The sequence below is a fragment of the Sandaracinobacter neustonicus genome (genome assembly GCF_006385875.1).
Taxonomy (GTDB): Bacteria; Pseudomonadota; Alphaproteobacteria; order Sphingomonadales; family Sphingomonadaceae; genus Sandaracinobacteroides; species Sandaracinobacteroides neustonicus.
In genome coordinates, this window is record NZ_VFSU01000026.1 from 177,332 (window position 1) to 199,248 (window position 21,917).

At 67.0% G+C, this 21,917-nt stretch carries 21 protein-coding genes; 12 read left to right on the forward strand and 9 right to left on the reverse strand.

Going from position 1 to position 21,917, the window contains the following annotated elements:
- Positions 1-160 precede the first annotated feature (160 nt).
- The 3 genes from FJQ54_RS11215 (at position 161) to FJQ54_RS11225 (ending at position 3,537) form a co-directional block, all read left to right on the forward strand.
- Entirely contained in the window at positions 161-1,081 is a 921-nt protein-coding gene (locus FJQ54_RS11215) for a sulfite exporter TauE/SafE family protein (RefSeq protein ID WP_140928560.1), read from the forward strand.
- Positions 1,078-1,836 carry a TIGR02186 family protein gene (locus FJQ54_RS11220; RefSeq protein ID WP_140928494.1) on the forward strand — a complete coding sequence of 253 codons (759 nt, stop codon included), beginning with the start codon at positions 1,078-1,080 and terminating at the stop codon, positions 1,834-1,836. The genes FJQ54_RS11215 and FJQ54_RS11220 overlap by 4 nt, the downstream gene beginning before the upstream one ends.
- Positions 1,837-2,025: 189 nt before the next feature.
- On the forward strand, positions 2,026-3,537 hold the full coding sequence (locus FJQ54_RS11225; RefSeq protein ID WP_268920577.1) for an acetyl-CoA hydrolase/transferase family protein: 1,512 nt from the start codon (positions 2,026-2,028) through the stop codon (positions 3,535-3,537).
- Between the two features lie 39 nt (positions 3,538-3,576).
- Here the strand turns inward: FJQ54_RS11225 and adhP are convergent, their stop codons facing one another.
- Complete coding sequence (gene adhP, locus FJQ54_RS11230) at positions 3,577-4,608, reverse strand: alcohol dehydrogenase AdhP (RefSeq protein ID WP_140928495.1); 1,032 nt, start codon at positions 4,606-4,608, stop codon at positions 3,577-3,579.
- 193 nt (positions 4,609-4,801) lie between these two features.
- Here adhP and FJQ54_RS11235 point away from each other — a divergent pair, with 193 nt between their 5' ends.
- The 3 genes from FJQ54_RS11235 to FJQ54_RS11245 all read left to right on the forward strand — a co-directional run bounded on the left by FJQ54_RS11235 (position 4,802) and on the right by FJQ54_RS11245 (position 8,446).
- Positions 4,802-5,872, forward strand: coding sequence for an alpha/beta fold hydrolase (locus FJQ54_RS11235; RefSeq protein WP_140928496.1), 1,071 nt, complete (start codon positions 4,802-4,804; stop codon positions 5,870-5,872).
- A gap of 82 nt (positions 5,873-5,954) precedes the next feature.
- Positions 5,955-7,283: a spinster family MFS transporter gene (locus tag FJQ54_RS11240; RefSeq protein ID WP_140928497.1), complete on the forward strand. Its 1,329-nt coding sequence runs from the start codon at positions 5,955-5,957 to the stop codon at positions 7,281-7,283.
- On the forward strand, positions 7,283-8,446 hold the full coding sequence (locus tag FJQ54_RS11245) for an iron-containing alcohol dehydrogenase (RefSeq protein WP_140928498.1): 1,164 nt from the start codon (positions 7,283-7,285) through the stop codon (positions 8,444-8,446). The genes FJQ54_RS11240 and FJQ54_RS11245 overlap by 1 nt, the downstream gene beginning before the upstream one ends.
- 429 nt (positions 8,447-8,875) lie before the next feature.
- On the opposite strand, the gene FJQ54_RS11250 is transcribed toward FJQ54_RS11245, so the two are convergent.
- Together FJQ54_RS11250 and FJQ54_RS11255 are read right to left on the reverse strand one after the other, a co-directional pair.
- Entirely contained in the window at positions 8,876-9,262 is a 387-nt protein-coding gene (locus FJQ54_RS11250) for a PaaI family thioesterase (protein ID WP_235890411.1), read from the reverse strand.
- A gap of 12 nt (positions 9,263-9,274) precedes the next feature.
- Positions 9,275-10,678: an MFS transporter gene (locus tag FJQ54_RS11255; protein ID WP_235890412.1), complete on the reverse strand. Its 1,404-nt coding sequence runs from the start codon at positions 10,676-10,678 to the stop codon at positions 9,275-9,277.
- Positions 10,679-10,817: 139 nt separating this feature from the next.
- Here FJQ54_RS11255 and FJQ54_RS11260 point away from each other — a divergent pair, with 139 nt between their 5' ends.
- Positions 10,818-11,075, forward strand: coding sequence for a DUF6356 family protein (locus FJQ54_RS11260; RefSeq protein WP_140928500.1), 258 nt, complete (start codon positions 10,818-10,820; stop codon positions 11,073-11,075).
- 423 nt (positions 11,076-11,498) lie between these two features.
- On the opposite strand, the gene pyk is transcribed toward FJQ54_RS11260, so the two are convergent.
- The gene (pyk, locus tag FJQ54_RS11265; protein ID WP_140928501.1) at positions 11,499-12,974 is read right to left on the reverse strand and encodes a pyruvate kinase; all 1,476 of its coding nucleotides are present in this window, start codon (positions 12,972-12,974) and stop codon (positions 11,499-11,501) included.
- An 89-nt stretch (positions 12,975-13,063) separates the two neighbouring features.
- On the opposite strand from pyk, the gene FJQ54_RS11270 reads away from it, so the two are divergent.
- From FJQ54_RS11270 to FJQ54_RS18010, 4 genes are all read left to right on the forward strand, one after another.
- The gene (locus FJQ54_RS11270) at positions 13,064-13,462 is read left to right on the forward strand and encodes a DUF1244 domain-containing protein (protein ID WP_140928502.1); all 399 of its coding nucleotides are present in this window, start codon (positions 13,064-13,066) and stop codon (positions 13,460-13,462) included.
- Positions 13,463-13,505: 43 nt separating this feature from the next.
- Positions 13,506-14,588: an NADH:flavin oxidoreductase gene (locus FJQ54_RS11275; RefSeq protein ID WP_235890414.1), complete on the forward strand. Its 1,083-nt coding sequence runs from the start codon at positions 13,506-13,508 to the stop codon at positions 14,586-14,588.
- Positions 14,589-14,755: 167 nt separating this feature from the next.
- A complete protein-coding gene (locus tag FJQ54_RS11280; RefSeq protein ID WP_140928504.1) occupies positions 14,756-15,145 on the forward strand; it encodes a hypothetical protein in 390 nt (129 codons plus the stop codon).
- A 277-nt stretch (positions 15,146-15,422) separates the two neighbouring features.
- Positions 15,423-16,241, forward strand: a complete 819-nt coding sequence (locus FJQ54_RS18010; protein ID WP_140928505.1) for a cold-shock protein — start codon at positions 15,423-15,425, stop codon at positions 16,239-16,241.
- Positions 16,242-16,530: 289 nt separating this feature from the next.
- Here the strand turns inward: FJQ54_RS18010 and FJQ54_RS11290 are convergent, their stop codons facing one another.
- The 4 genes from FJQ54_RS11290 to FJQ54_RS11305 all read right to left on the reverse strand — a co-directional run bounded on the left by FJQ54_RS11290 (position 16,531) and on the right by FJQ54_RS11305 (position 20,627).
- Positions 16,531-16,800: a hypothetical protein gene (locus FJQ54_RS11290; protein ID WP_140928506.1), complete on the reverse strand. Its 270-nt coding sequence runs from the start codon at positions 16,798-16,800 to the stop codon at positions 16,531-16,533.
- A gap of 77 nt (positions 16,801-16,877) precedes the next feature.
- On the reverse strand, positions 16,878-18,170 hold the full coding sequence (locus FJQ54_RS11295) for an N-succinylarginine dihydrolase (protein WP_140928507.1): 1,293 nt from the start codon (positions 18,168-18,170) through the stop codon (positions 16,878-16,880).
- Entirely contained in the window at positions 18,170-19,615 is a 1,446-nt protein-coding gene (gene astD / locus FJQ54_RS11300) for a succinylglutamate-semialdehyde dehydrogenase (RefSeq protein ID WP_140928508.1), read from the reverse strand. The genes FJQ54_RS11295 and astD overlap by 1 nt, the downstream gene beginning before the upstream one ends.
- Complete coding sequence (locus FJQ54_RS11305; RefSeq protein WP_140928509.1) at positions 19,602-20,627, reverse strand: arginine N-succinyltransferase; 1,026 nt, start codon at positions 20,625-20,627, stop codon at positions 19,602-19,604. Before FJQ54_RS11305 ends, astD begins: the two co-directional genes overlap by 14 nt.
- Positions 20,628-20,707: 80 nt before the next feature.
- Between FJQ54_RS11305 and FJQ54_RS11310 the strand changes: the two genes are divergently transcribed.
- On the forward strand, positions 20,708-21,169 hold the full coding sequence (locus FJQ54_RS11310) for an Lrp/AsnC family transcriptional regulator (RefSeq protein WP_140928510.1): 462 nt from the start codon (positions 20,708-20,710) through the stop codon (positions 21,167-21,169).
- Positions 21,170-21,391: 222 nt separating this feature from the next.
- Here the strand turns inward: FJQ54_RS11310 and FJQ54_RS11315 are convergent, their stop codons facing one another.
- A complete protein-coding gene (locus tag FJQ54_RS11315) occupies positions 21,392-21,841 on the reverse strand; it encodes a hypothetical protein (RefSeq protein WP_140928511.1) in 450 nt (149 codons plus the stop codon).
- Positions 21,842-21,917: the final 76 nt, after the last annotated feature.

A 21,917-nucleotide genomic window follows, 5' to 3' on the forward strand; every position in this document is an offset into this window, starting at 1 on the left:
AGTTTCAGGACGGCTTTCGCCCCCGTGCCCCTTGTATCAGCGGCCGATTCAGCAGATATCGGCCACGCCCGGCCAGTCCGGGCTGAAAGCGACCCGACTGGCCGGCGAGCATTGCTCGCCGGCCCTTTTATTGGCCGAATTGCAGGCTATGGGATGCTTTGTGGATCTCTATCTTCCCATCGCCGAAATGTCCGTGAACGCGCTCGTCATCATCGGGCTGGGTGCGCTTGTGGGGTTTTTGTCCGGCATGTTCGGCGTGGGCGGCGGGTTCCTGACCACGCCGCTGCTGATCTTTTATGGTATTCCGCCAGCCGTCGCCGTCGCCTCCTCTGCCACGCAAGTTACGGGCACCAGCGTGTCCGGCGCCTACAGCTATTTCCGGCGCGGCCAGATCGACCTGAAGATGGGCGCGGTGCTGGTGGCGGGGGGGATGCTGGGATCGGTGCTGGGCTCGTTCCTGTTCCGCTGGCTGAAATCGCTGGGGCAGATCGATGTGACGATCGCCATCATCTATGTGCTGTTTCTGGGCACGGTGGGCACGCTGATGCTGAAGGAAGTGCTGACGACGATGAAGGCGCAGCGCAGCGGGCAGGCCCCGGCGCGGCGCGGGCGGCGGCACCATCCGCTGGTGGCGGCGCTGCCGCTGAAGATGCGCTTTCCGCGTTCGGGCGTGTATATTTCCGTGCTGGCCCCCTTCCTTGTGGGGGCAGGTGTGGGCGTGCTGACCGTCATCATGGGGGTGGGCGGCGGCTTCATCATGGTGCCCGCGATGCTCTATCTGCTGGGGATGGCGGCGGGCGTGGTGGTGGGCACCAGCCTGTTCCAGATCCTGTTCGTGACCGCCGTCGCCACGCTGCTGCACGCGACCCAATCGCAGACGGTGGACATATTGCTGGCGATCCTGCTGCTGCTGGGCGGCGTGGCAGGCGCGCAGCTGGGCGCACGCGCGGCGCAGCGGCTGCCGGCGGAGAAGCTGCGGCTGTTCCTCGCGCTGCTGGTGCTGGCGGTTGCGATCCGGCTGGCGATCGGGCTCACATGGACCCCGCGCGAGCTGTTCTCCATTCAGACGGCGCTGGCATGAGGGTGCTGCTCGCCCTGCTGATGCTGCTGGCCGGCGCGGCCGCCGCCGCGCAGCAACCGCGGCTGGTGACGGACCTGTCGCAGAGCCGGATCGACATTTCCTACCGCTTTGCCGGGGCCGAGTTGTTGATCTTCGGCGCGATCCAGTATCCGGGCGGCGTGGTGCCAGAGGAACCGCCCGGCATCGCCGTGGTGCTGCGCGGCCCCGTCGAGCCCGTCACCGTGCGCAAGAAGGCGCGCATCGCCGGAATCTGGGTGAATACGCAGGCGCTGCGCTTCGAATCCGCGCCGGGCTTTTACGCGGTCGCCACCACCAAGCCGGTGACGGACCTGCTGGATGAGCGCAACGCCGCCATCTACGAAATCGGCCTCAACCACCTGCAACTCTCCCCGGCGACGGCCGCCGGGCCGGAAACCACCGGCCGCTTCCAGCAGGGCATGGTGAAGCTGCGGGTGAACGAAGGGCTGTTCGTGGAACAACCCTATGGCGTGCAGGTGACGGACCGCATCCTCTACCGCGCGCGAATCCCCATCCCGTCGGCCGTGCCGGTGGGCAATTATCAGGCGGAAATCTACCTGATCGATGGCGGCCGGGTGCGCGCCCGCTCCACCTCCCCCGTGATCATAGACAAGACCGGCTTCGAACGCAGCATCTTCGTGTTCGCGCAAGATCACAGCTTCTTCTACGGGCTGTTCGCCGTGACACTGGCCGTGGCCATGGGCCTGTTGGCCGGGCGGATCGGGCGGCGGGGGTAGCGGGGCGAATTCTGCCAGCTGCCCGGCCCGCGGGATCAAGCCCGGGGTGACGAAGAGGTGACGTCATCCGCAAAGGCGCGCGCCCAAGACTTTAGTCGCACAACCCCTCTGTTTCCCTGCGCGAACCTTGCTCGCCCCGCCCTCGGGACGCACAAGCCCCGCGCACCATCAAAAGCAGGGACGCACCACGTGAGCAGGATCGCCAGCCAGTCGTTGAAATCGAAGGTGATGAGCGCCGAGGACGCCGCCGCCCTGATCTCCAACGGCACCACTGTCGGCATGAGCGGTTTCACCGGATCAGGCTATCCGAAGGCCGTGCCGCTCGCGCTCGCCGCCCGGATCGAGGCGGAGCATGCGGCCGGCAACCCGTTCCGGGTCAGCGTCTGGACGGGTGCCTCCACCGGCCCGGAACTGGATGGCGCGCTGGCCAAGGCGGATGGCATCGAATTCCGCCTGCCCTACAACAGCGATCCGATCGCCCGGGACAAGATCAACCGCGGCGAAATGAACTATTTCGACATGCACCTCAGCCACGTCTCGCCAATGGCATGGCAGGGCTTCCTCGGCCCGCTGGATACGGCGCTGGTCGAAGTGACGGGCATCACCGAGGATGGCGACCTGATTCCCTCCTCGTCGGTCGGCAACAACAAGGTCTGGCTGGACCGCGCCACCCGCATCATCCTTGAAGTGAACCGCTGGCAGAACCCGCTGCTGGAAGGCATGCACGACATCTATTACGGCACCCGCCTGCCGCCGGATCGCGTGCCCATCCCGCTGGTCCGCGCCGATCAGCGCATCGGTCAGCCGCTGTTCCGCTGCGATCCGGATCGCATCGCCGCCATCGTCGAGACCGACGTGCCGGATCGCAACCTGCCGTTCAGCGCACCGGACGAGTCCGCCATGCGCATCGCCGGGCATCTGCTGGAATTTCTGGAGCATGAAGTGAAGGTGGGCCGCATGCCCGCCGATCTGCTGCCGATCCAGTCCGGCGTGGGCAACATCGCCAACGCCGTGCTGACGGGCCTTGTGGACAGCCGCTTCGAAAACCTCACCGCCTACACAGAGGTGATTCAGGACGGCATGCTGGACCTGATCGACGCCGGAAAACTCCGCGTCGCCTCGGCCACGTCCTTCTCCCTCTCCCCCGAAGCCGCCGCCCGCGTGAACGCGGACATGGGCCGTTACCGGGACCGCATGATCCTGCGCCCGCAGGAAATCTCCAACCACCCCGAACTGATCCGCCGTCTGGGCTGCGTCGCCATGAACGGCCTGATCGAGGCGGACATCTACGGCAATGTGAACTCGACGCATGTGATGGGCTCGCGCATCCAGAACGGCATCGGCGGCTCCGGCGATTTCGCCCGCAACGCCTATGTCTCGATCTTCATGACGCCCTCCACCGCCAAGGGCGGCAGCATCTCGGCCATCGTCCCCTTCGCAAGCCATGTGGATCATATCTCGCAGGATGTGCAGGTGATCGTGACGGAACAGGGCCTCGCCGATCTGCGCGGCCTCGCCCCGAAACAGCGCGCGGCGCTGATCATCGAGAAATGCGCCCACCCGGTCTACAAGCCGATGCTGCAGGATTATGTCCGCCGCGCCAATGAACAGGCCTATGGCAAGCACACGCCGACGCTGCTGAACGAAGCGCTGTCGTGGCACCAGCGCTATGTCGAGACCGGCTCGATGCTGCCGAAATGAGGGTCAGCGGGCGGGGGCAGGCCCCCGCCCGCCGGGCCGTCAGTCGGCCATGTCCAGCACGATCCGGCCCTCGATCTGGCCTTTCTTCATCCGCTCGAACACATCGTTGATCTCCGCCAGCTTCGCGATGGCGATGGTGGCCTTCACCTTGCCGTCTGCGGCGAAATCCAGCGATTCCTGCAAATCCAGCCGGGTGCCGACGATGGAGCCGCGCACGGTGATCCCGTTCAGCACCATGCCGAAAATGTTCAGCGGGAAGTCGCCCGGCGGCAGCCCGTTCAGCGACACCGTGCCGCCGCGCGCCACCACGCTGATGGCCTGCTCGAACGCCTTCTCGCTCACCGCCGTCACCAGCACGCCGTTCACGCCGCCGCCGGTCTCGCGCCTGATCACGGTCGCCGGATCTTCGTTGCGGGCGTTCACCGTGATGGTCGCGCCCAGCCTGCGGGCGAGATCCAGCTTGGCGTCATCGATGTCGATGGCGGCCACGTTCAGGCCCATGGCCTTCGCATATTGCACAGCCATATGTCCCAGCCCGCCGATGCCGCTGATGGCGACAAAATCGCCGGGCTTGGTGTCCGTCATCTTCAGGCCCTTGTACACGGTCACGCCCGCGCACAGCACCGGGGCGATTTCCGCGAAGCCGATGTTGGCGGGCAGGTGCCCGACATAATTCGGGTCTGCCACCACATAATCCGCAAAGCCGCCGTTGATGGAATAGCCGGTGTTCAGCTGCTCCTCGCACAGCGTTTCCCAGCCGCCCAGACAATGCACGCAATGGCCGCAGGCGGTGTAGAGCCAGGGCACGCCCACCCGGTCTCCCTCTTTCACATGCTTCACGCCCGCGCCCACCTGGCTTACGAAGCCCACGCCTTCATGGCCGGGGATGAACGGCGGGTTCGGCTTCACCGGCCAGTCGCCTTGCGCCGCGTGCAGATCGGTGTGGCACACGCCGGATGCCATGATCTTCACCTGAATCTGCCCCGGCCCGGCCTGAGGGATCGGCACTTCGTCGATCGTGAGGGCTTTTCCGAATTCACGGACGACTGCGGCTTTCATCGTGCTGGCCATGCGACATCTCCTGCAGGCACCAAGGATTGCGCGCCGCCGGGGGCCGGCGGTGCGCCGGGGGAGGGGACTCGGGACCGGGGGCCGAGCCTGACCCTCCTATAGCCCAACTCTCCATGACAGGACTGAGGCAAAAGGCCCCGAAATCGCCGGGCCGCCCCCTTCCATCTTCCGGCCGTTGCGTTACCCATGGCACATGCGCACATTCCTGATCGCCGCCGCCGCTCTGGCCGTCGCCAGCCCCGCCGCTGCCCAGCTCTCCACCCGCTGGCCCGTCAGCGAAGGCGACGCCCGCTTCGCCAACTTCCGCTTCCATGGCGGAGAGACGCTGCCCGAACTGAAGATGCACTATCGCACGCTGGGCAGCCCCAAACGCGATTCGCAAGGCCGTATCAGCAATGCGGTGATGATCCTGCACGGCACCGGCGGCACCGGCGCGCAATTCCTCCGCCCGCAATTCGCCGACGAACTTTACGGCCCCGGCCAGCCGCTCGACATCACGAAATACTTCATCATCCTGCCAGACAGCATCGGCCATGGCGGCAGCTCCAAACCGTCCGACGGGCTGCGCATGGCCTTCCCGGCCTATGACTATGCCGACATGGTGGAGGCGCAGCGCCGCCTGCTGGTGGATCATCTGAAGGTCACGCAGCTGCGGCTGCTGGCGGGCACCTCCATGGGCTGCATGCACAGCTTCGTCTGGGGCACCACCCATCCGGGCTTCGCCAGGGCGCTGTTCCCCACCGCCTGTTTGCCGGTGGAGATCGCGGGCCGCAACCGCATGTGGCGCAAGATGTCCATCGACGCGATCAAGGCCGATCCGCTGTGGAACGGCGGCAATTATGTGGAGCAGCCGAAATCCGGCCTGCGCACGGCGGCCGCGCTGGGGCTGATCGCCGGCTCTGCCCCGCTGCGCATGCAGGCCGAGGCCCCTACGCGCGAGGCAGCGGAAAAGGCGCTGGAAGGCCGGGTGGAAGCGGGCATGACGGACGATGCCAATGATGTGATCTACCGCATCGACAGCAGCCGCACCTACAACCCCGCGCCGCTGCTGTCGCGGATCACCGTGCCCGTCACATGGATCAATTCGGCGGACGATTTCATCAACCCGCCCAATCTGCGCATCGCCGAGGCGGAAGTGGCGAAGATGCCGAACGCGAAGTTCATCCTGATCCCGGAAACCGCCGAAACGCGCGGCCATTCCACCCACACATGGGCGGTCTTCTGGAAGCAGGATCTGATTGATCTGTTGAAGCGCTCAGAATAATCCAAATGGATAAACTCTCCCAAAGCGCAGGATGGCAGGGCTGCCAAAAACCGCGACGATCCCGCCGGGAGGATTGAAACGAATGACAGCATCGAACGGCGCGATCGCACCGTCCGTCACACCGGGCTACCGCCGCTATGCGCTGTGGGTGCTGCTCGTCATCTATATCCTCAATTTCCTCGACCGGCAGATCGTCACCATTCTGGCCGAGCCGATCCGGCAGGAACTGGGCCTGACGGACTTGCAGCTCGGCATGATGACGGGGCTGGCCTTCGCCCTGTTCTACACCGTGCTGGGCATCCCGATCGCCCGTTATGCCGAACGCGGCAACCGCCCCTTCATCATCTCCGCCGCCGTCGCGGCGTGGAGCTTCTTCACCATCATGTGCGGCTTCGCGCAGAGTTTCTGGCAGCTGGTGCTGGCGCGCGTGGGCGTGGGCATCGGCGAGGCAGGCTGCACCCCGCCCGCCCACTCGCTGATCTCCGATTATGTGTCGCGCGAAAAGCGGGCTTCTGCACTGGCCTTTTATTCGTTGGGCACGCCCATCGGTGCCTTGCTGGGCATGGCGCTGGGCGGGCTGATCGCGGATGCATGGGGCTGGCGCATGGCCTTCTTCGTGGCGGGCGCGCCGGGCGTGCTGATGGCGATCGTCGCGGCCACCACCCTTGTGGAGCCGCGCAAGCGCCTCGACGCGGACCTTGTCGCCCGGCAAAAGGCCGGCCCCAGCCTCAAAGAGGCGCTGACCGAAATCCGCAGCAAGCGCACCTTCTGGCTGATCGCCTTCGGCGTCTCCATCAAGGCGTTCGTCAGCTATGGATCGGGCGTGTTTCTTGCGCCCTTCTTCTTCCGCAACCATGGCGCGGAACTCACCGAAATCGCCGCGGGCTTCGGCCTTGGCCTCGCGGGCTTCCTCGGCCTCTCGCTGGGTCTCGCCATCGGCCTTACCGGGGCGCTGGGCATCTGGATCGGCGGCCAGCTGGCGGATCGCTATGGTTCGAAGGATCTGCGCCATTATATGGGCATCCCGGCTGTTTCCACCCTGTTGGGGATTCCGATCTACCTCACCGGCCTCGCGGTGGAATCCGCAGTGCTCGCGCTGATCATCATGGCCATCCCGCCCATCCTCAACGGGCTGTGGTATGGCCCCGCCTATGCGGCCGTTCAGGGGCTCGTCCGCCCGGAAACCCGCGCCACCGCCACCGCCATCCTGCTGTTCATCGTCAACCTGATCGGCCTTGGCATGGGGCCGCTGGTGGTGGGCGCCGTCAGCGATCTGTTCAGCGGCCCGTTCGGCCTCGGCCCGGCGCAGGGGGTGCGCTGGTCGCTGGCTCTGTTCAACCTGTTCGGCATCGTCGCCTCCATCCTGTTCTGGCTGGCGCGCGGCAGCATCCGCGAGGAAATGGTCAGCTGATGGCGGCCGCCATCGCGCTACCCCGGACCTTGTGTCTCGGCGGCGGCGCGTCGCGCCAGCTGCCGGAGATTCTCGCCAGCCTCGGCCTCTCCCGTCCCTTCCTCGTCTCAGACGAATTCCTTGCAGGCAGCGGCCTCATTGACCCGATTCTCGCCGATCTCGCCGCCGCCGGGCTGGAGGCGCGGCTGTTCACCGGCACCGTCCCCGATCCCACCATCGCTTCCGTCGAAGCCGGGCTGCAGGCGCTGCAACAGGGCGCCCATGATTGCGTGATCGGCATCGGCGGCGGCTCCCCGCTGGATAGCGCCAAGGCCATCGCCGTGCTGGCCGTGCACGGCGGCCGCATGGCCGATTACAAGGTGCCGCACGTGCAGGATGCGCCCGGCCTGCCCGTCATCGCCATCCCCACCACCGCTGGCACCGGCTCCGAAGCCACCCGCGTCTGCGTCATCTCAGACGAGGAAACCGACGAGAAGATGCTCTGCGCGGGGCTGGCCTATCTGCCCGTCGCGGCGCTTGTCGATTACGAACTCACCCTCACGAAACCCCGCCGCCTCACCGCCGACACCGGCATCGACAGCCTCACCCACGCCATCGAAGCCTATGTCTCCCGCCGCGCCAACCCGTTCAGCGACGGCGCGGCGCTCTCCGCCATGCGCCTCATCGCCCCGAACCTCCGCCGTGTCTGGGCAGACCCGTCAGACCGGCCCGCGCGCGAAGCGATGATGGCCGGCGCGCTGCAAGGCGGCATCACCTTCTCCAACAGCTCCGTCGCCCTCGTCCACGGCATGAGCCGCCCCATCGGCGCGCACTTCCACGTGCCGCACGGCCTGTCCAACGCCATGCTGCTCCCGGCCGTCACGGCATGGTCCGCCCCCTTCGCCACCGCCCGCTACGCCGCCTGCGCCCGCGCCATGGGCATCGCCTCGGACGCCGAAGGAGACCAGTCCGCCGTCGTCCGCCTCGTCGAGGAACTCGCCGCCCTCAACCGCGACCTCGAAGTCCCAACCCCCGCCACCCACGGCATCGACGGCGACCGCTGGCACGCACTGATCCCCACCATGTGCGAGCAGGCACTCGCCTCAGGCTCCCCCGCAAACAACCCTCGCGTGCCCACAGGCGAGGAGATGGCGCGGCTGTATCGGCAGGTGTGGGGCGGGTAGGCGGCGGCGCGCGGACGGGGTTTCGGGGGTGGTTTTTTGCGCGCCGCGCGGCCAAGGGCTCTGCCCTTGGAACCCGGCAGGGAAATGATTTCCCTGCACCCTCGAAATTGGTGTTGTGCCCAAGCTTCAGCTTCGCACGAGTGATCCGCTTCGATTGCCTGCGGCGCCACGGAGCGCTCTCCCCCTGCAAGGGGGAGAGTTGGAGAGGGGGTGTCACCGCCGGGCCTGATCCGCTGACATCACAACACGCGCAACGAAATGCGCCGCAGGCAACAAACCCCAACCTTGCGCCAAGCGGACAGCCCCCACCCCAACCCCTCCCCTAAAGGAGGAGGGGCTAAAAAGTCGGGGGGGGCGAGCGGCGTCACGCCCCTGCCGGGTGGTGGGCACAGCCCGCCCCGCCGGAGGCAAAACCACCAACCGCCCCCGTCAAAGCACCATCTGCGTCTGCGTCACCAGCGCCACTTGCCGCCCGTCTGCCGTCTCGATCTGTGTCTGCCACACGGACAGCGTCCGGCCGATCTTCACGGGTGTCGCCTCGCCGCGCACCACGGCACCTTGCGGGGCTGCGCCCAGAAAGTTCGTCTTGCTCTCGATGGTGGTGGTGCCCTTGGCGTCTTCGGGCAGGGTCAGGAAGGCGCCGATCGCGCCCAGTGCGTCGGCGAAGGCCATGATTGCGCCGCCGTGCAGGATGCCGCCTGCTGTGCAGAGGTCTGCGCGGACGTGCAATGTGCCGGCGACCCGTTCGGCGCTGGCTTCCTGCACCTCCACGCCCATCAGCTTCGAAAAGGGCATGGCGTCGGCCGGGTTTCCCATTGTTACTCCTTTTTAGTGGTGCCTCGGCACTTTCACCGTCAGCAGCAGGGCGAATCCTGCCAGCAGCAGCGCCAGCACGGTTGCGAAGCCGCCCTGCTGGCTGCCGCTGGCGATGGTGCCCCATGCCACCAGCATCGGCCCCAGCCACATCGTCGCCGTGCCGGACAGGGCATAGAGGCCGAAGAAGGTGCCCGCGCGTTCCGGGCGCACCAGCACCGTCAACAGCGTGCGGGACGAGGCATAGGCCGCCGTGATCGAAATGGCAGAGACGCCTGCGAAGCCGATGAAGGCCAGTTCCGCCGGGGTGCGGAACATCGGCCCGTCGTGCAGTGGCAGGGTGGAAACCGGAATCCAGCCCGCCATATCCGGCCGCGTGCCCAGCAGGCACAACAGCGCCACCGCGGTGACGGCGATTTCCAGCAGCACCGCATTGCGCGGCCCAAGCCGCGAATCCAGCCGCCCCGCCAGCAGCCCGCCCGCCACCGCAAGGATGGAGAGGATGATGCCATAGGCCAGCATCTCCAGCGTCTTCCAGCCCATGGTCCCGGCCGCCAGCACCCCGCTGAACAGCAGAATCGCCGTCTTGCCATCCACATAGAGCATCCGCGCGGCGAGGAATTTCGCCGCCTCCCGCTCAGTCTTCAGTTCGCGCAGCATGGCGGTCAGGTCGGCGAAGCCCTTCTTCAGTGCCGAACCCAGCCGCTCCCCGGTGGCGGGCGCATCGGGCACGCCCCACAGGATCAGCGCCAGCCCGATGGCAAGGCTGACGGCGACGATCGGCCCCGTCAGCCGCGCCGGTTCATAGGCGGCCTGATCCACCCCGAACAGCGGCTGCGCGGGCACGAACGGCCAATCCACCTGCCCCGGCAGCGAAAAGGCCAGCAGCACGAACAGCAGGAAGGCGACAGAGGTGGCATTGCCCAGCGCCAGCCCCAGCCCGGAGGTGCGGGAAACCTGCCCATGCGCGGCGGGAACCAGCAGGGCGTTGTGCAGCACCTCGCTCCACGCGAACAGGATGGATTTGCCCACTATGATGGCCATCACCATCGCCGGAGTAACCGGCCCGCCCGGCGTCACGAACCACAAGGCCCAGAACAGCGGGATCATGCCGGCCACCACCAGCGTCAGCCCCGGTTTGCGCGGGCCGAGCCTGTCCACCACCATGCCCATCAACGGGGCCGTCAGCGCCACCGCCCAACCGGCGATCTGCCCCGCGCGCGCCACCAGCGCCTGCCCCTCCACCGGAGTGGCGGCCACCGCCTGCACATAATAGGGCATGAACACATAGATGGTGATCAGCACCACGCCGGGGTTGCGGAACCCCTCGAACGCCGCCCAGCACCAGGCCGAACGCGGCAAGGGAGGCGGCGGCACCGCGCCACGCGCTGCGGGCGCGGCCTGCACAAGGCTGCTCAAATTCTCTCTCCTCCCACCCGTGCCAAGGCTCTGCCACTCCCGCTCGCCCGGCAACCCCTCCATTGCAACGGGTCTGCGCCGACTGGTTCCCGTTCCACCCGGTTCAGGCTATAAGAAGGCCGCCGCACGAGGAGAAGCCATGTTCCGCCGCCTGTTCATCGATCATCCGTCCTCCGTGAACGAAAGCTATTTCGAACATATGGCGATGGCCGGCAGCTTCGGATGGGCACTGTTGAAGGCCAGCGGCGCCTGCTTCCTGCACGCACTGATCCCGGGCCTGTGCGAGCGCACCGGCAGCGGCATCATCACCCGCCTGCACAGCCGCATGGTGACGAACCGCGTGCAAACCCCCGCCGCTGAGGGCGAGGCGTTTATCTGGATGGCGGCGAATATCTGAGGTGGGTTTGGGGGGAGGCGTGGAGGCCTCCCGCGGCCCCGGGCTCTGCCCGGGACCCGGCAGGGGCGTGACGCCCCTGCACCCCCTGAGTTTTTGCCCCTCCCCTGCAGGGGAGGGGTTGGGGTGGGGCTATCCGCTCGGCGCAAGGTTTGGGGTTGTAGCCTGCGGCTTCGTTGCGCTTGTTGTGATGTCAGCGGGTCAGGCCAAATGTTGACACCCCCTCTCCATCTCTCCCCCTTGCAGGGGGAGAGGGCCTCGTAGCGCCGCAGGCAATCGAAGCGGATCACACGTGCGAAGCTGAAGCTTGGGCACAACACCAATGTTGAGGGTGCAGGGAAATCATTTCCCTGCCGGGTGCAGGGCAGAGCCCTGCCCGCGCGGCGCGCAAAAAACCAACCAGCCAGCGCGCAAAACCCCGCCCCCTCAATCCTTCTTCGTATAGCGCGCCAGTTCGTCGCCCACCACGCGCACCACGTGTAGCACGTTGGTCGAACCGGGCACGCCAAAGGGCACGCCGGCCATCACCACCAGCCGGTCGCCGGGTTCGGCGACTTTGTGGCGCAGCGCCATGCGCTTGGATTTGGCAACCATTTCCTCGAAGCTGCCGATATCCCGCGTGTGGACGGCGTGGACGCCCCATGTGAGGCCGAGGCGGCGGGCGGTGGCGAGTTTCGGTGTCATGACGAGGATGTTGGCGGGGATGCGTTCGCGTGCGATCCGCCGCGCGGTGGAGCCTGAGGTGGTGAAGCCCACCACGGCTTTCGCCCCAACGGTGACGGTGATGGAGTGGGCGGCCTGGCACAGTGCGTCGGCCGTGGTGGGTTCGGGGGCGGTTTCCACGAAGCCGATCTGCCCTTCATAGGCAGCGTCGGTTTCCACTTCGCGGGCGATGGAATCCATCATCGCGACGGCTTCCACCGGCCATTTCCCCGCCGCGCTTTCGGCTGACAGCATCACCGCGTCCACGCCGTCATAGATGGCGTTCGCCACGTCGGAGACTTCGGCACGGGTGGGGCTGGGGGAGACGATCATCGATTCCAGCATCTGCGTCGCCACCACCACCGGCTTGCCCGCGCGGCGGGCGGCCGCGATCAGCTGCTTCTGCACGCCGGGCACCTGCTGCGGTGGCAGTTCCACGCCCAGATCGCCGCGTGCCACCATGATGGCGTCGGCCAGTTCGATGATGGCGTCGATATCTTCCAGCGCGGCGGGCTTTTCGATCTTGGCCATCAGGCTGGCCTTGCCGCCGATCAGCTTCTTCGCCTCGGCCACGTCATCGGCGCGCTGCACGAAGCTCAGCGCGATCCAGTCCACGCCGGATTCCAGCGCGAGGGCCAGATCGCGCCGGTCTTTGGTGGTCAGCGCGGGCAGCGGCACCACCACGTCCGGCACGTTCACGCCCTTGTTGTTGGAGAGCATGCCGGGCACCAGCACTTCGGTTTCCACCCCGTCGTCCAGCCGCTTCACCACGCGCAGCACGATCTTGCCGTCATCCAGCAGCAGCCGGTGGCCGGGCTTCAGCACGGCGAGGATTTCCGGATGCGGCAGCCGCACGCGCTTGGCGTTGCCGGGGGCATCCTGCCCGTCCAGCACGAAGCGCTGCCCCGCGGTCAGGTCCACCCGGTCTTGCTCGAAGCGACCCACGCGCAGTTTTGGCCCCTGCAAGTCGGCAAGTATGGTCATTGGCCGCCCGATGTCCGTCTCCAGCGATCGCACGGTGGCAATCAGCGCTTGCTTGGAGGCGTCGTCGCCATGGCTCATGTTCACGCGGAAGGCGTCCGCGCCGGCTTCATACAGGGCGCGAATCTGTTCAGCAGTGGAGGATGCCGGCCCAAGGGTGGCCAGCACGCGCACATGGCGGGGCCGGGGCGGGCGCAAAGAAGAAGTTTGGGCTGACACGTTATTCCTGTCTGCTTTGGGGCTGGCAAGGCATCTGGCCTGCCCTTACTTCAGCACCGTTGCGACCGCCAGACAAAGGGACAGCCAGTATGACCGATTCCCCGCATCCCCAGCTGGAACAACTGGAAGCAGCGGCCTTCCGCCGCCTTCTGGAGCATTTGCGGCTTCGGCAGGATGTTGCCAATATCGAACTGATGGCGACGGCGGGTTTCTGCCGCAACTGCCTTGCGGACTGGCTGGCCGAAGCCTCGGTGGACACGCCGGTTCCGCTGACCCGCGAAGAAGCGCGCAACATCGTGTACGCAGAGCCTTATGCCGCCTTCAAGGCGCGCCAACTGGACGCTTCCCCTGAGCAGGAAGCGCGGATGAAGGCCAGCCTTGAGGAGAATGAGCGCGTCCGCAAGCTGGCGCGCAGCCGCGAACTGGACGAGGAGTTGGACGACAGCTTCCCCGCCTCCGATCCGCCGCAGATCACCCGGCCGCGCTGAAGCCGCCGCGATCCCGAACCCCGAACTCGTTAAGGAGCCTGTCTTGGCCAGCACCGATATCCTGTTCCAGCCCTTCCATTCGAAAAATCTGGATCTTGCCAACCGCATCGTCATGGCCCCGATGACGCGCAGCTTCTCGCCCGGCGGCGTGCCGGGGGCGAATGTGGCGGATTATTACGCCCGCCGCGCCGAGGGGCAGGTGGGCCTGATTATCACCGAGGGCACGGTGGTGAACCGTGCGGGGGCGGCCAATGATCCGTCCGTTCCGCACTTCCATGGCGAAGCTGCGCTGGAAGGCTGGGCGCGAGTGGTGGAGGCGGTGCACGCCAAGGGCGGCAAGATCGCCCCGCAGCTGTGGCATGTGGGTGCGGCGATCAATCCGGCACGCCGCGATGAAACCCATGCGGAAAGCCCGTCCGGCCTGTTCAAGGATGGCCGGCCATGGGGGCATGAAATGTCCGTCGCCGATATCGACGCCACCATTGCCGCCTTCGCGCAGGCCGCGGCAGATGCGAAGCGGATCGGCTTCGACGCCATCGAGCTGCACGGCGCGCATGGTTACCTGATCGATCAGTTCCAGTGGCAGGGCACCAACCACCGCCCGGATGTGTGGGGCACGGATCGCAGCCGGTTCGCCCGCGAAGTGGTGGCGGCGGTGCGCGCGGCGATCGGCCCGGATACCCCGCTGATCCTGCGCCTGTCGCAATGGAAGCAGCAGGATTATGAAACCAAACTGGCCGCGACGCCGCAGGCGCTGGCGGATTGGCTGAACCCGCTGGCGGAGGCCGGGGTGGATATCTTCCACTGCTCGCAGCGCCGCTTCTGGGAGCCTGAGTTCGAAGGCTCGAACCTGAATTTCGCGGGCTGGGCGAAGAAGCAGACGGGCAAGCCCACGATCACCGTCGGCTCGGTGGGGCTGTCGGGTGAGTTCATCGCCGGATTCGGCGGCGAAGCGTCCGAGCCCACCTCAATCGACGGGCTGGTGGATCGTCTGGCGGCGGATGAGTTCGATCTGGTTGCAGTGGGCCGCGCGTTGATCGTCGATCCGGACTGGGCGGTGAAGGTGCGCGAGGGGCGGCATGATTTCGCGCCCTTCCAGCGCGAGGCGCTGGGCACGCTCTATTGATGAACCAGGCCTTCGGGGCGCGCGCAACGCCCCCCGAAGGCCCGGATTGCAGCCGGATCGGATGCGGTCCGGCTGTCCCCGCGCGCAAGCCTTGCGCCATCCTGCCGTAAGCAGCCGTTCAATGGGCTGGATAAGCCGTTCAATGGGCTGGATAAAGGGCAGGGCCGGTGGAACAGACTCACGACTTCGCGGCGGATGCCACCATCAATCCGGCTATCAATACCGCCACCGAATCGCGGCGCACGCATGTGCTGGCGCGGCAGGTGCGGTGGCGCGCGCGGCTGGATGCGGCGCTGGTTCTGGCCTTCACGGCTGGCGGGGCATGGCTGGGGCAGGGACCGGGCGAAGCGCTGATGGGGGCCACAGCGGCGCTGGGCCTTGGCATCCTGTTCTATGTGATTCGCCGGGATCGCGATCTCAACCGCCTCGCCGCGCATGCGCGCTGGCGCGATCGGGCGGTGGAAGGAAAGGGCATTACGCTCTCGGAATGGAAGGGCGGGGCCAGGATGGACCCATGGCCGCGCAGGCAATCCGCGCCATCCGGTCGGCCTGAATAGGACCTGCGGCTGAACGCCCTATTTACACGTCAGAATCCGACTCGCGCGGCGGCTGTGGATAAGCTAAGGTAAAGGAGGTGCAGACCGGCCAGCCGGGATGTGCGGCTTCCGGATGGCCGGGGGTCAGGACTGCGGCACGGGTCCGGGGACAGCCCCCGGTTTCGCTTCGCAAATGGACGTGGTGGCGAACAAGGCCAGGTGCATCGGGTGGCTTTCAGTGGATGGCCCGGGGTTCATGGTTTGGGCGGTACGAGATTTTGAAAGACGGTTTTTCGAGATGAGTTACGACGACAAGCGGCGCGGCGGCGGCCGTGGGCGGGGAGACGACAAGCGCTCCCGCGGGTTTGAAGAAGGCGGGTTCGACTTTGATTCCGGCTTCGGTCGCGGCGGCGGTGGCGGCGGTGGTTACGGTCGCGGCGGCTTCGGCGGCGGTTCGGGCGGCGGCGGCTTCGGCGGCGGCGGCTTCGGTGGCGGCGGACCTCGCGGCGGCGGCTTCGGCGGCGGTGGTGGCGGCGGCTTCGGCGGCGGCCCGCGCGGCGGACCGGGCATGGTCATCGGCCAGGGTCGTGGCAAGGTGAAGTTCTTCAACGCCCAGAAGGGTTTCGGCTTCGTCGTCCGTGATGACGGCGGCGAGGATGTGTTCCTGCACATCTCCGCGCTGGAGCGCGCCGGCCTCACCAATGTGGCGGAAAACCAGGAAATCGATTTCACCCTCACGGAACGCAACGGCCGCATTTCCGCGACCGACGTCTCCATCGTGGGCGATCTGATCGAGCCGCAGGAACGCGCTCCGCGTCCGCCCCGCGAAGGCGGCGGCAGCTTCGAACGCGGCCCGCGCCCGGCCGGTGGTGGCTTCGGCAACCGTCCGCCCCCGGTGACGGATGGCACGCGTTACGAAGGCACGGTGAAGTTCTTCAACGGCCAGAAGGGCTTCGGCTTCATCGCCCGTGATGATGGCGGCGCGGATGCGTTCGTCCATATCTCTGCGGTGGAACGTGCGGGCCTGTCGGACCTGCCGGAAAACCAGCGCATCAGCTTCGAGCTGGAGCTGGACCGGCGCGGCAAGCAAGCGGCGGTGAACATCGAACTCATCTGAGTTCGCTTCCCACCGTTTCGCGCCAGCGAATCAGGAAGGGCGGGGGGAAACCTCCGCCCTTTCTTTTTGCCGCGTGCATCCTGTGCAAACAGGCATCGCCTGCGCGCCCCTCTCCGCCCGCTCAGGCTGAGCTTGTCGAAGCCCATGGAGCAGCCCGCTCCCGGCTCAGCCATTGCGCTTTCACGTCCGGGGCTTCGACAAGCTCAGCCTGAGCGGGCGGCAAGGGCCGAAAGGTCTGAGGGATTTGCAGGGGACAGGTCGCCCTTTCAGTCCCGCTGCTTGTCCGGCCTCAGCCCTTCGTCAGTTGCCAGGCGATCACGCCCGCCACGGCGGCTGGCACCGCGAACACGATCAGCAGGATCGGCGCTTCCTGCGCGACGCTGTAGCCCGCCTTTGTCACCCCCACCCACATGTTCAGCAGCGCGACGATCAGCCAGACGGGGATGAAGGCGCGCAGGCCCATGGCGATCCCTGCGCTGTCCGCGCCCCACAGTTTCCCGAACAGCGCGAACACCGCCAGCAACAGCAATCCGCCGCCGATCACCGATGCCATGTGCATAAGGCCAATCCCCCCATCAAAGCCCGTCGTGGGCATGCGGGGCGGATGCTATCCGGCCTTCGGGGCCACGGAAAGGCTCAATAGCCCAGTTCGGCAGGCGCGATGTCCAGCAGCTTCAGCAGCGCGTCATGCGCGGCATGGCATTGTCGCCACAACTCCGGCCCGGCGAGATCGGCAGGCGCGATCGCTTCGGGCCACTGCGCCTCCACCAGCCGCTCCAGCCGGTCCAGCTTCGCGTCATCCAGCAGGAAGCGCGGGTCCACCGCCGCCAGCGCTCCGGCAGACAGCGGCAGGCGCAGGCGCAGGCAGGCGGGGCCGCCGCCGTTGCGCATGCTCTCGCGCAGGTCCAGCACATGCAGATGGTTGATCGGGTTGGCGGCGTCCTGCTTCACCCGTTGCAGCCAGCGCCAGACGCTCTCCGTTTCCTCCGCCTCTTTCGGCAGGATCAGCGCCATCTCGCCACCCTCCACGCTCACCAGCGCGGCGTTGAACACATAGGAGGAAATCACATCGGCCAGCGGCACATCGGCTGCCGGCGCTTCCACAAGGCAGAAGCCCGGCACCTGCGCCTGCAACGCCGCCAGCGTCTGCCCACGATCCTGAAACGCCTGCTCATGCGCGAACAGCACAGGGCCGTTGGACACCGCGACCACATCATTGTGGAACGCGCCCGCCTGAATGGCGATGTCGGCCTGCTCGATAAACAGCGCCTGCTTCACCCCATGGCTGCGGGCGACCGCCTGAGACGCGCGCACATGCTGCCGCGCCGGGAACGCCCCGCCCCGATTGCGGCCATAGACGAACGCCTCCACCCCGGCCTCCTCATGGGCGGCGGAAAAGCGCATATGGTTGGCCGCGCCTTCGTCGCCGAAGCCCGGCGCGACGGGCCAGTGCACGGCGAAATGATCGGCATCGGCAAAGGCCAGCTTCAGCTGCGCCATGGTTTCCGGCCATTCCATCGAACGGTGCGGCATGGAGACGAGGTTGGAAACGGTGATGTGGGTCAGCCCGTCCGCCGTGTCTGCGGCCGGGCTGACGGTGGCGGCATTCGCCGTCCACATGGCGCTGGCGGAAAAGGCGGCGGCCAGCAGTTGCGGGTCGTCAGCCGCGCAATCGGCCAGCACGCGGGCGTCGTCGCCTTCGAAGCCCAGCCCGCGCAGAAAGCGCGTGTTGGGCCGCCGGTGCGGCAGCAACAGCCCCTGTGGCACCCCCAGAGAGAGCAGCAGGCGCATCTTCGAAAGGCCCTGCAAGGCCGCCCGGCGCGGCGCGCTGATGGCCCCGGCGTTGCGTTCGGCTGCAAGATTGCCAAGGCTGAGCCCGGCATAATTGTGGCTCGGCCCCACAAGGCCGTCGAGATTCAGTTCCGGCATCAGCGCACACCAATTGTCTTTGGCGCAGCCGCGCCGGGTGGTCTGGCAATGAACGGCACATCCGCTTCCACGCTGGCCACCGGCCATGCGCAATAATCGGCGGCATAATAAGCGCTGGGCCGGTGGTTGCCCGAAAGCCCAACGCCCCCGAATGGCGCATTGGAAGCCGCGCCGTTGGTGGGCCGGTTCCAGTTCACCACGCCCGCGCGGCTGCCCATCCAGAAGCGCTCATACAGTGCCCGGTCCCCGCCCAGCAGCGCGGCGGACAGGCCGAAGCGGGTGGCGTTGGCGGCGGCAATGGCTTCGTCGAAACTGCTCACCCGCACCAGTTGCAGGAAGGGGCCGAACAGCTCCTCGTCCGGCACGGAGAGGCCCGTCACGTCGACGATGCCGGGCGTCAGGAAGGGCAGCCCCTCGCGCAGTCGCAGCAGCGGGCGGATGGTTTTGCCGTGAATCGCGCCCGCGCGCGCCAGCAGCCCGTCGGCGGCCTGATTGGAGACGACGCAGCCCATGAACGGCTGCGGATCGGCGAACGGCTGGTCTATCAGCAGCCCATCCGCCAGCGCCAGCACGGCGTCCAGCAGCTTGTCATGCGCGCCATCCTGCACGATCAGCCGCCGCGCGCAGGTGCAGCGCTGCCCGGCGGAGAGGAAGGCGGATTGCGCCACGATCAGCGCCGCGGCCTCAAGATGAGCCTCATCCAGATCCCACACCACCAGCGGGTTGTTGCCGCCCATTTCCAGCGCCAGCATGCGATGCGGCGTTTCCGCGAATTGCCGCGCCAAGGCCGCGCCAGTGGGCGCTGAACCGGTGAACAGCAACCCGTCGGTCTCGGCAGCGGCCAGCGCCCGGCCGGTGTGGCCCGCGCCCTGCACCAGTTCCAGCACGCCCTGCGGCAGGCCCGCCTTCGCCCACAATCCGGCCATGAACGCGCCCACGGCGGGCGTCAGTTCCGAAGGCTTGAACAGCAGCGCATTGCCCGCGATCAGCGCCGGGACGATATGGCCGTTGGGCAGATGCGCGGGGAAATTATACGGCCCCAGCACTGCCAGCACACCATGCGGCTTGTGCCGCAGCGCCTGCGTCGCCCCGGCCGGATCGGCCTTGAACGGGGCTTCGCGGCTGCCGGTGCGCTCGGCATGCGCCTGCACCGAAATCTCCACCTTGGCCGCGACGGAGCCGACCTCCGTCTTCGCTTCCCACAGCGGCTTGCCGGTCTCCTCGGCGATCAGTCGCGCGAAACTGTCTGCCTCGGCCTCCACCGCTGCCTTGAAGGCGCGCACCACCGCCAGCCGCGCCTCCAGCCCGGCGGAGAACCAGCCCGGCTGCGCGGCGCGGGCGCGGGCCACGGCGGCCGCCACCTCGGCCTCGCTCGCGGCGGCGCCCTGCCACAGCAGCGTGCCGTCATAGGGGCGGATGCTCCTCAAGCTGTCAGAACCCGGCATGCAATACCTCGTCTCCTGCCGAAAACGGCGCGTCTTTTCCCAGCAGCAGCCCGGCGTCACTCTCCCGCGCGGGGATCGCGGCGCAGCGGAAATCCTTCAGTTGTCCGCCCGCCACCAGCCTTGTCTCGCCATCCGCTGCAACCCCTGCCACCCGCGCGGGCACCGCCTCGCGCACGGTGCGGATGTCGGCCAGCCGCGTGTCCATCGTCGGCCCGCCGTCGAAGATGTCGACATAGCCGTGAAAGCCGAACCCTTCCGCCTCCAGCAGGCGTTTCGCCGCCTGCCCATGATCGTGCGGATGCCCCAGCGCCTCCTGCGCTTCGGCGGGCAGCATCGCCACGTAAACGGGGTATTTCGGCATCAGGTCGGCGATGAACTGGTTGCCCTGCACGGCGTTGAAGGCGTCTGCCTCCTGAAAGCCCATACCGAAGAATTTCCCGGCCAACCCGTCCCAGAAGGGGGAACTGCCATCGTCACGCATCCGCCCGCGCAGTTCGGCCAGAACCCGGTCTCCGAACCGGGCGCGGTGCAGCCCCAGAAACAGGTAACGGCTGCGGGCCAGCAGCCGCCCCAGCCCGCCAGTGCGCAAATCGGGGTGCAGGAACAGCCCGCCCACCTCGCTCGCGCCTTCGAAATCATTCACCAGATGCAGCACGCCGGTGCGGAAGGTCCGCCCCAGTTCCGCCGATTGCATGGAGAGCGTGGTGAGCTTGTAAGAATAAAAGGGCCAGCGCACCCCCACCCGGCTGAACAGGCAGCAGGTGCCGCCGATCCGCCCGCTGGGCGCATGTTCCAGCACCAATATGTAATTCTCGTCCTTCGGCTCCGTCAGCCGAGCGGCATAGCTCGCGTCCGATCGGGCGATGCGTTCGGACAGCGCGTCGCGATCGTTCGGCAGGTTGGTGAAGCCGCCGCCCGTCAGCTCGGCGAGCGCCTTCAACCCATCCAGATCGCGCAGACCCGCGGGCCGCACGCACCAGTCCGAAAGCCTGAGTTCCGCCGAAGTCGCCATGCCCCTTCTTGCCCCAGTAGCCGGAAAGGGGGTAACGAAAGTCTGCGGTGGAAACCGCATGTTCTGCGGCGGAGACACAAGTGGACAGCATCGACCGGATTGACCGCAAGATTCTGGCTGTTTTGCAGCGCGACGGGCGAATCACCAACGCCGCGCTGGCAGAGGAAGTGGCGCTGTCGCCCAGCGCCTGCTTGGCCCGCGTGCGGCGGCTGGAAGAGGTGGGCATCATCACCGGCTATCGCGCCGATGTCGCGGTGGAACGGCTGCGCCCGGCGCTGATCATCTATGGCGAAGTCACGCTGAAACGGCATCTGCCGGAGGATTTCCGCGCGCTGGAATCGATGTTCGCAGCCGACGCGCGCGTGCTGGAAGCCGCCGAGATTTCCGGCAAAAGCGATTATCTGGTGAAGGTGCTGGTAACCGACATGGCCGAATGGCGCGACCTGACAGCCGAATGGACAGCCGGGCCATGGCAGATCGAGCGCGTCTCCAGCAGCGTCGCCATGCACCGGACCAAGGGATTCTCGGGCTATCCGCTTTAGGCTTTGGCGCTCCTGTTCTCTGCAAACCCGTCGGCCTTTACCGCCGCTGCGCTCCCACCCGCTCAGGCTGAGCTTGTCGAAGCCCATGGAGCATGCCCCCCCGGCTTAGCCGTTGCGCTTTCACGTTCCGGGCTTCGACAAGCTCAGCCTGAGCGGGCGGAGAGCAGCATGAGCAGGACGAAGACAGGCGAGCCACGCCAGTTTGCAAAGAATCCAATCGCCCTAGATTTTGCTGCGAAGGCAGCGGCTGACCGAGCCTGCGAATACGATGCCCGCGAACAGCGCGCCCGGCAGATAGGCGGCCAGCAGCGCGGGATCGAACCGCTGCCCGGAAAGGCCGGAGGCAAAGCCGCGCGACCACGCCTCTGGCAGCAGCGCGATGGTGGCGAGCATTGCAACAACCGCGCCTGCCATCGCCAGCACCGCCCGCCCGCCGGGTTTGCGCAATTGCCTCCGCTCCACCAGTAGGAAGGCCGCCAGAAGCAGGCCGCCCAGCAGCAGCTTCGCGGCTGGCCCCATCTCGTCTGCAACGGCCCATGTGGCGCCGGGCAGGGCAGACAGGCCGACAGCGGCGTTGCCCGGCGCAAGGCCGAAACCGGCGATCAGCGCGCTGGGCAGGAACACCGCCACCGCCCATGCGACAAGCCAGCTTCGCAGAATGCAACTTGTCATAAACTCTCCCGCAACCGGCCCATATTGCCTGCGAAGCCAGCGCGGGTTCAACCGCTGTTGCCGCCATCTTCACCGA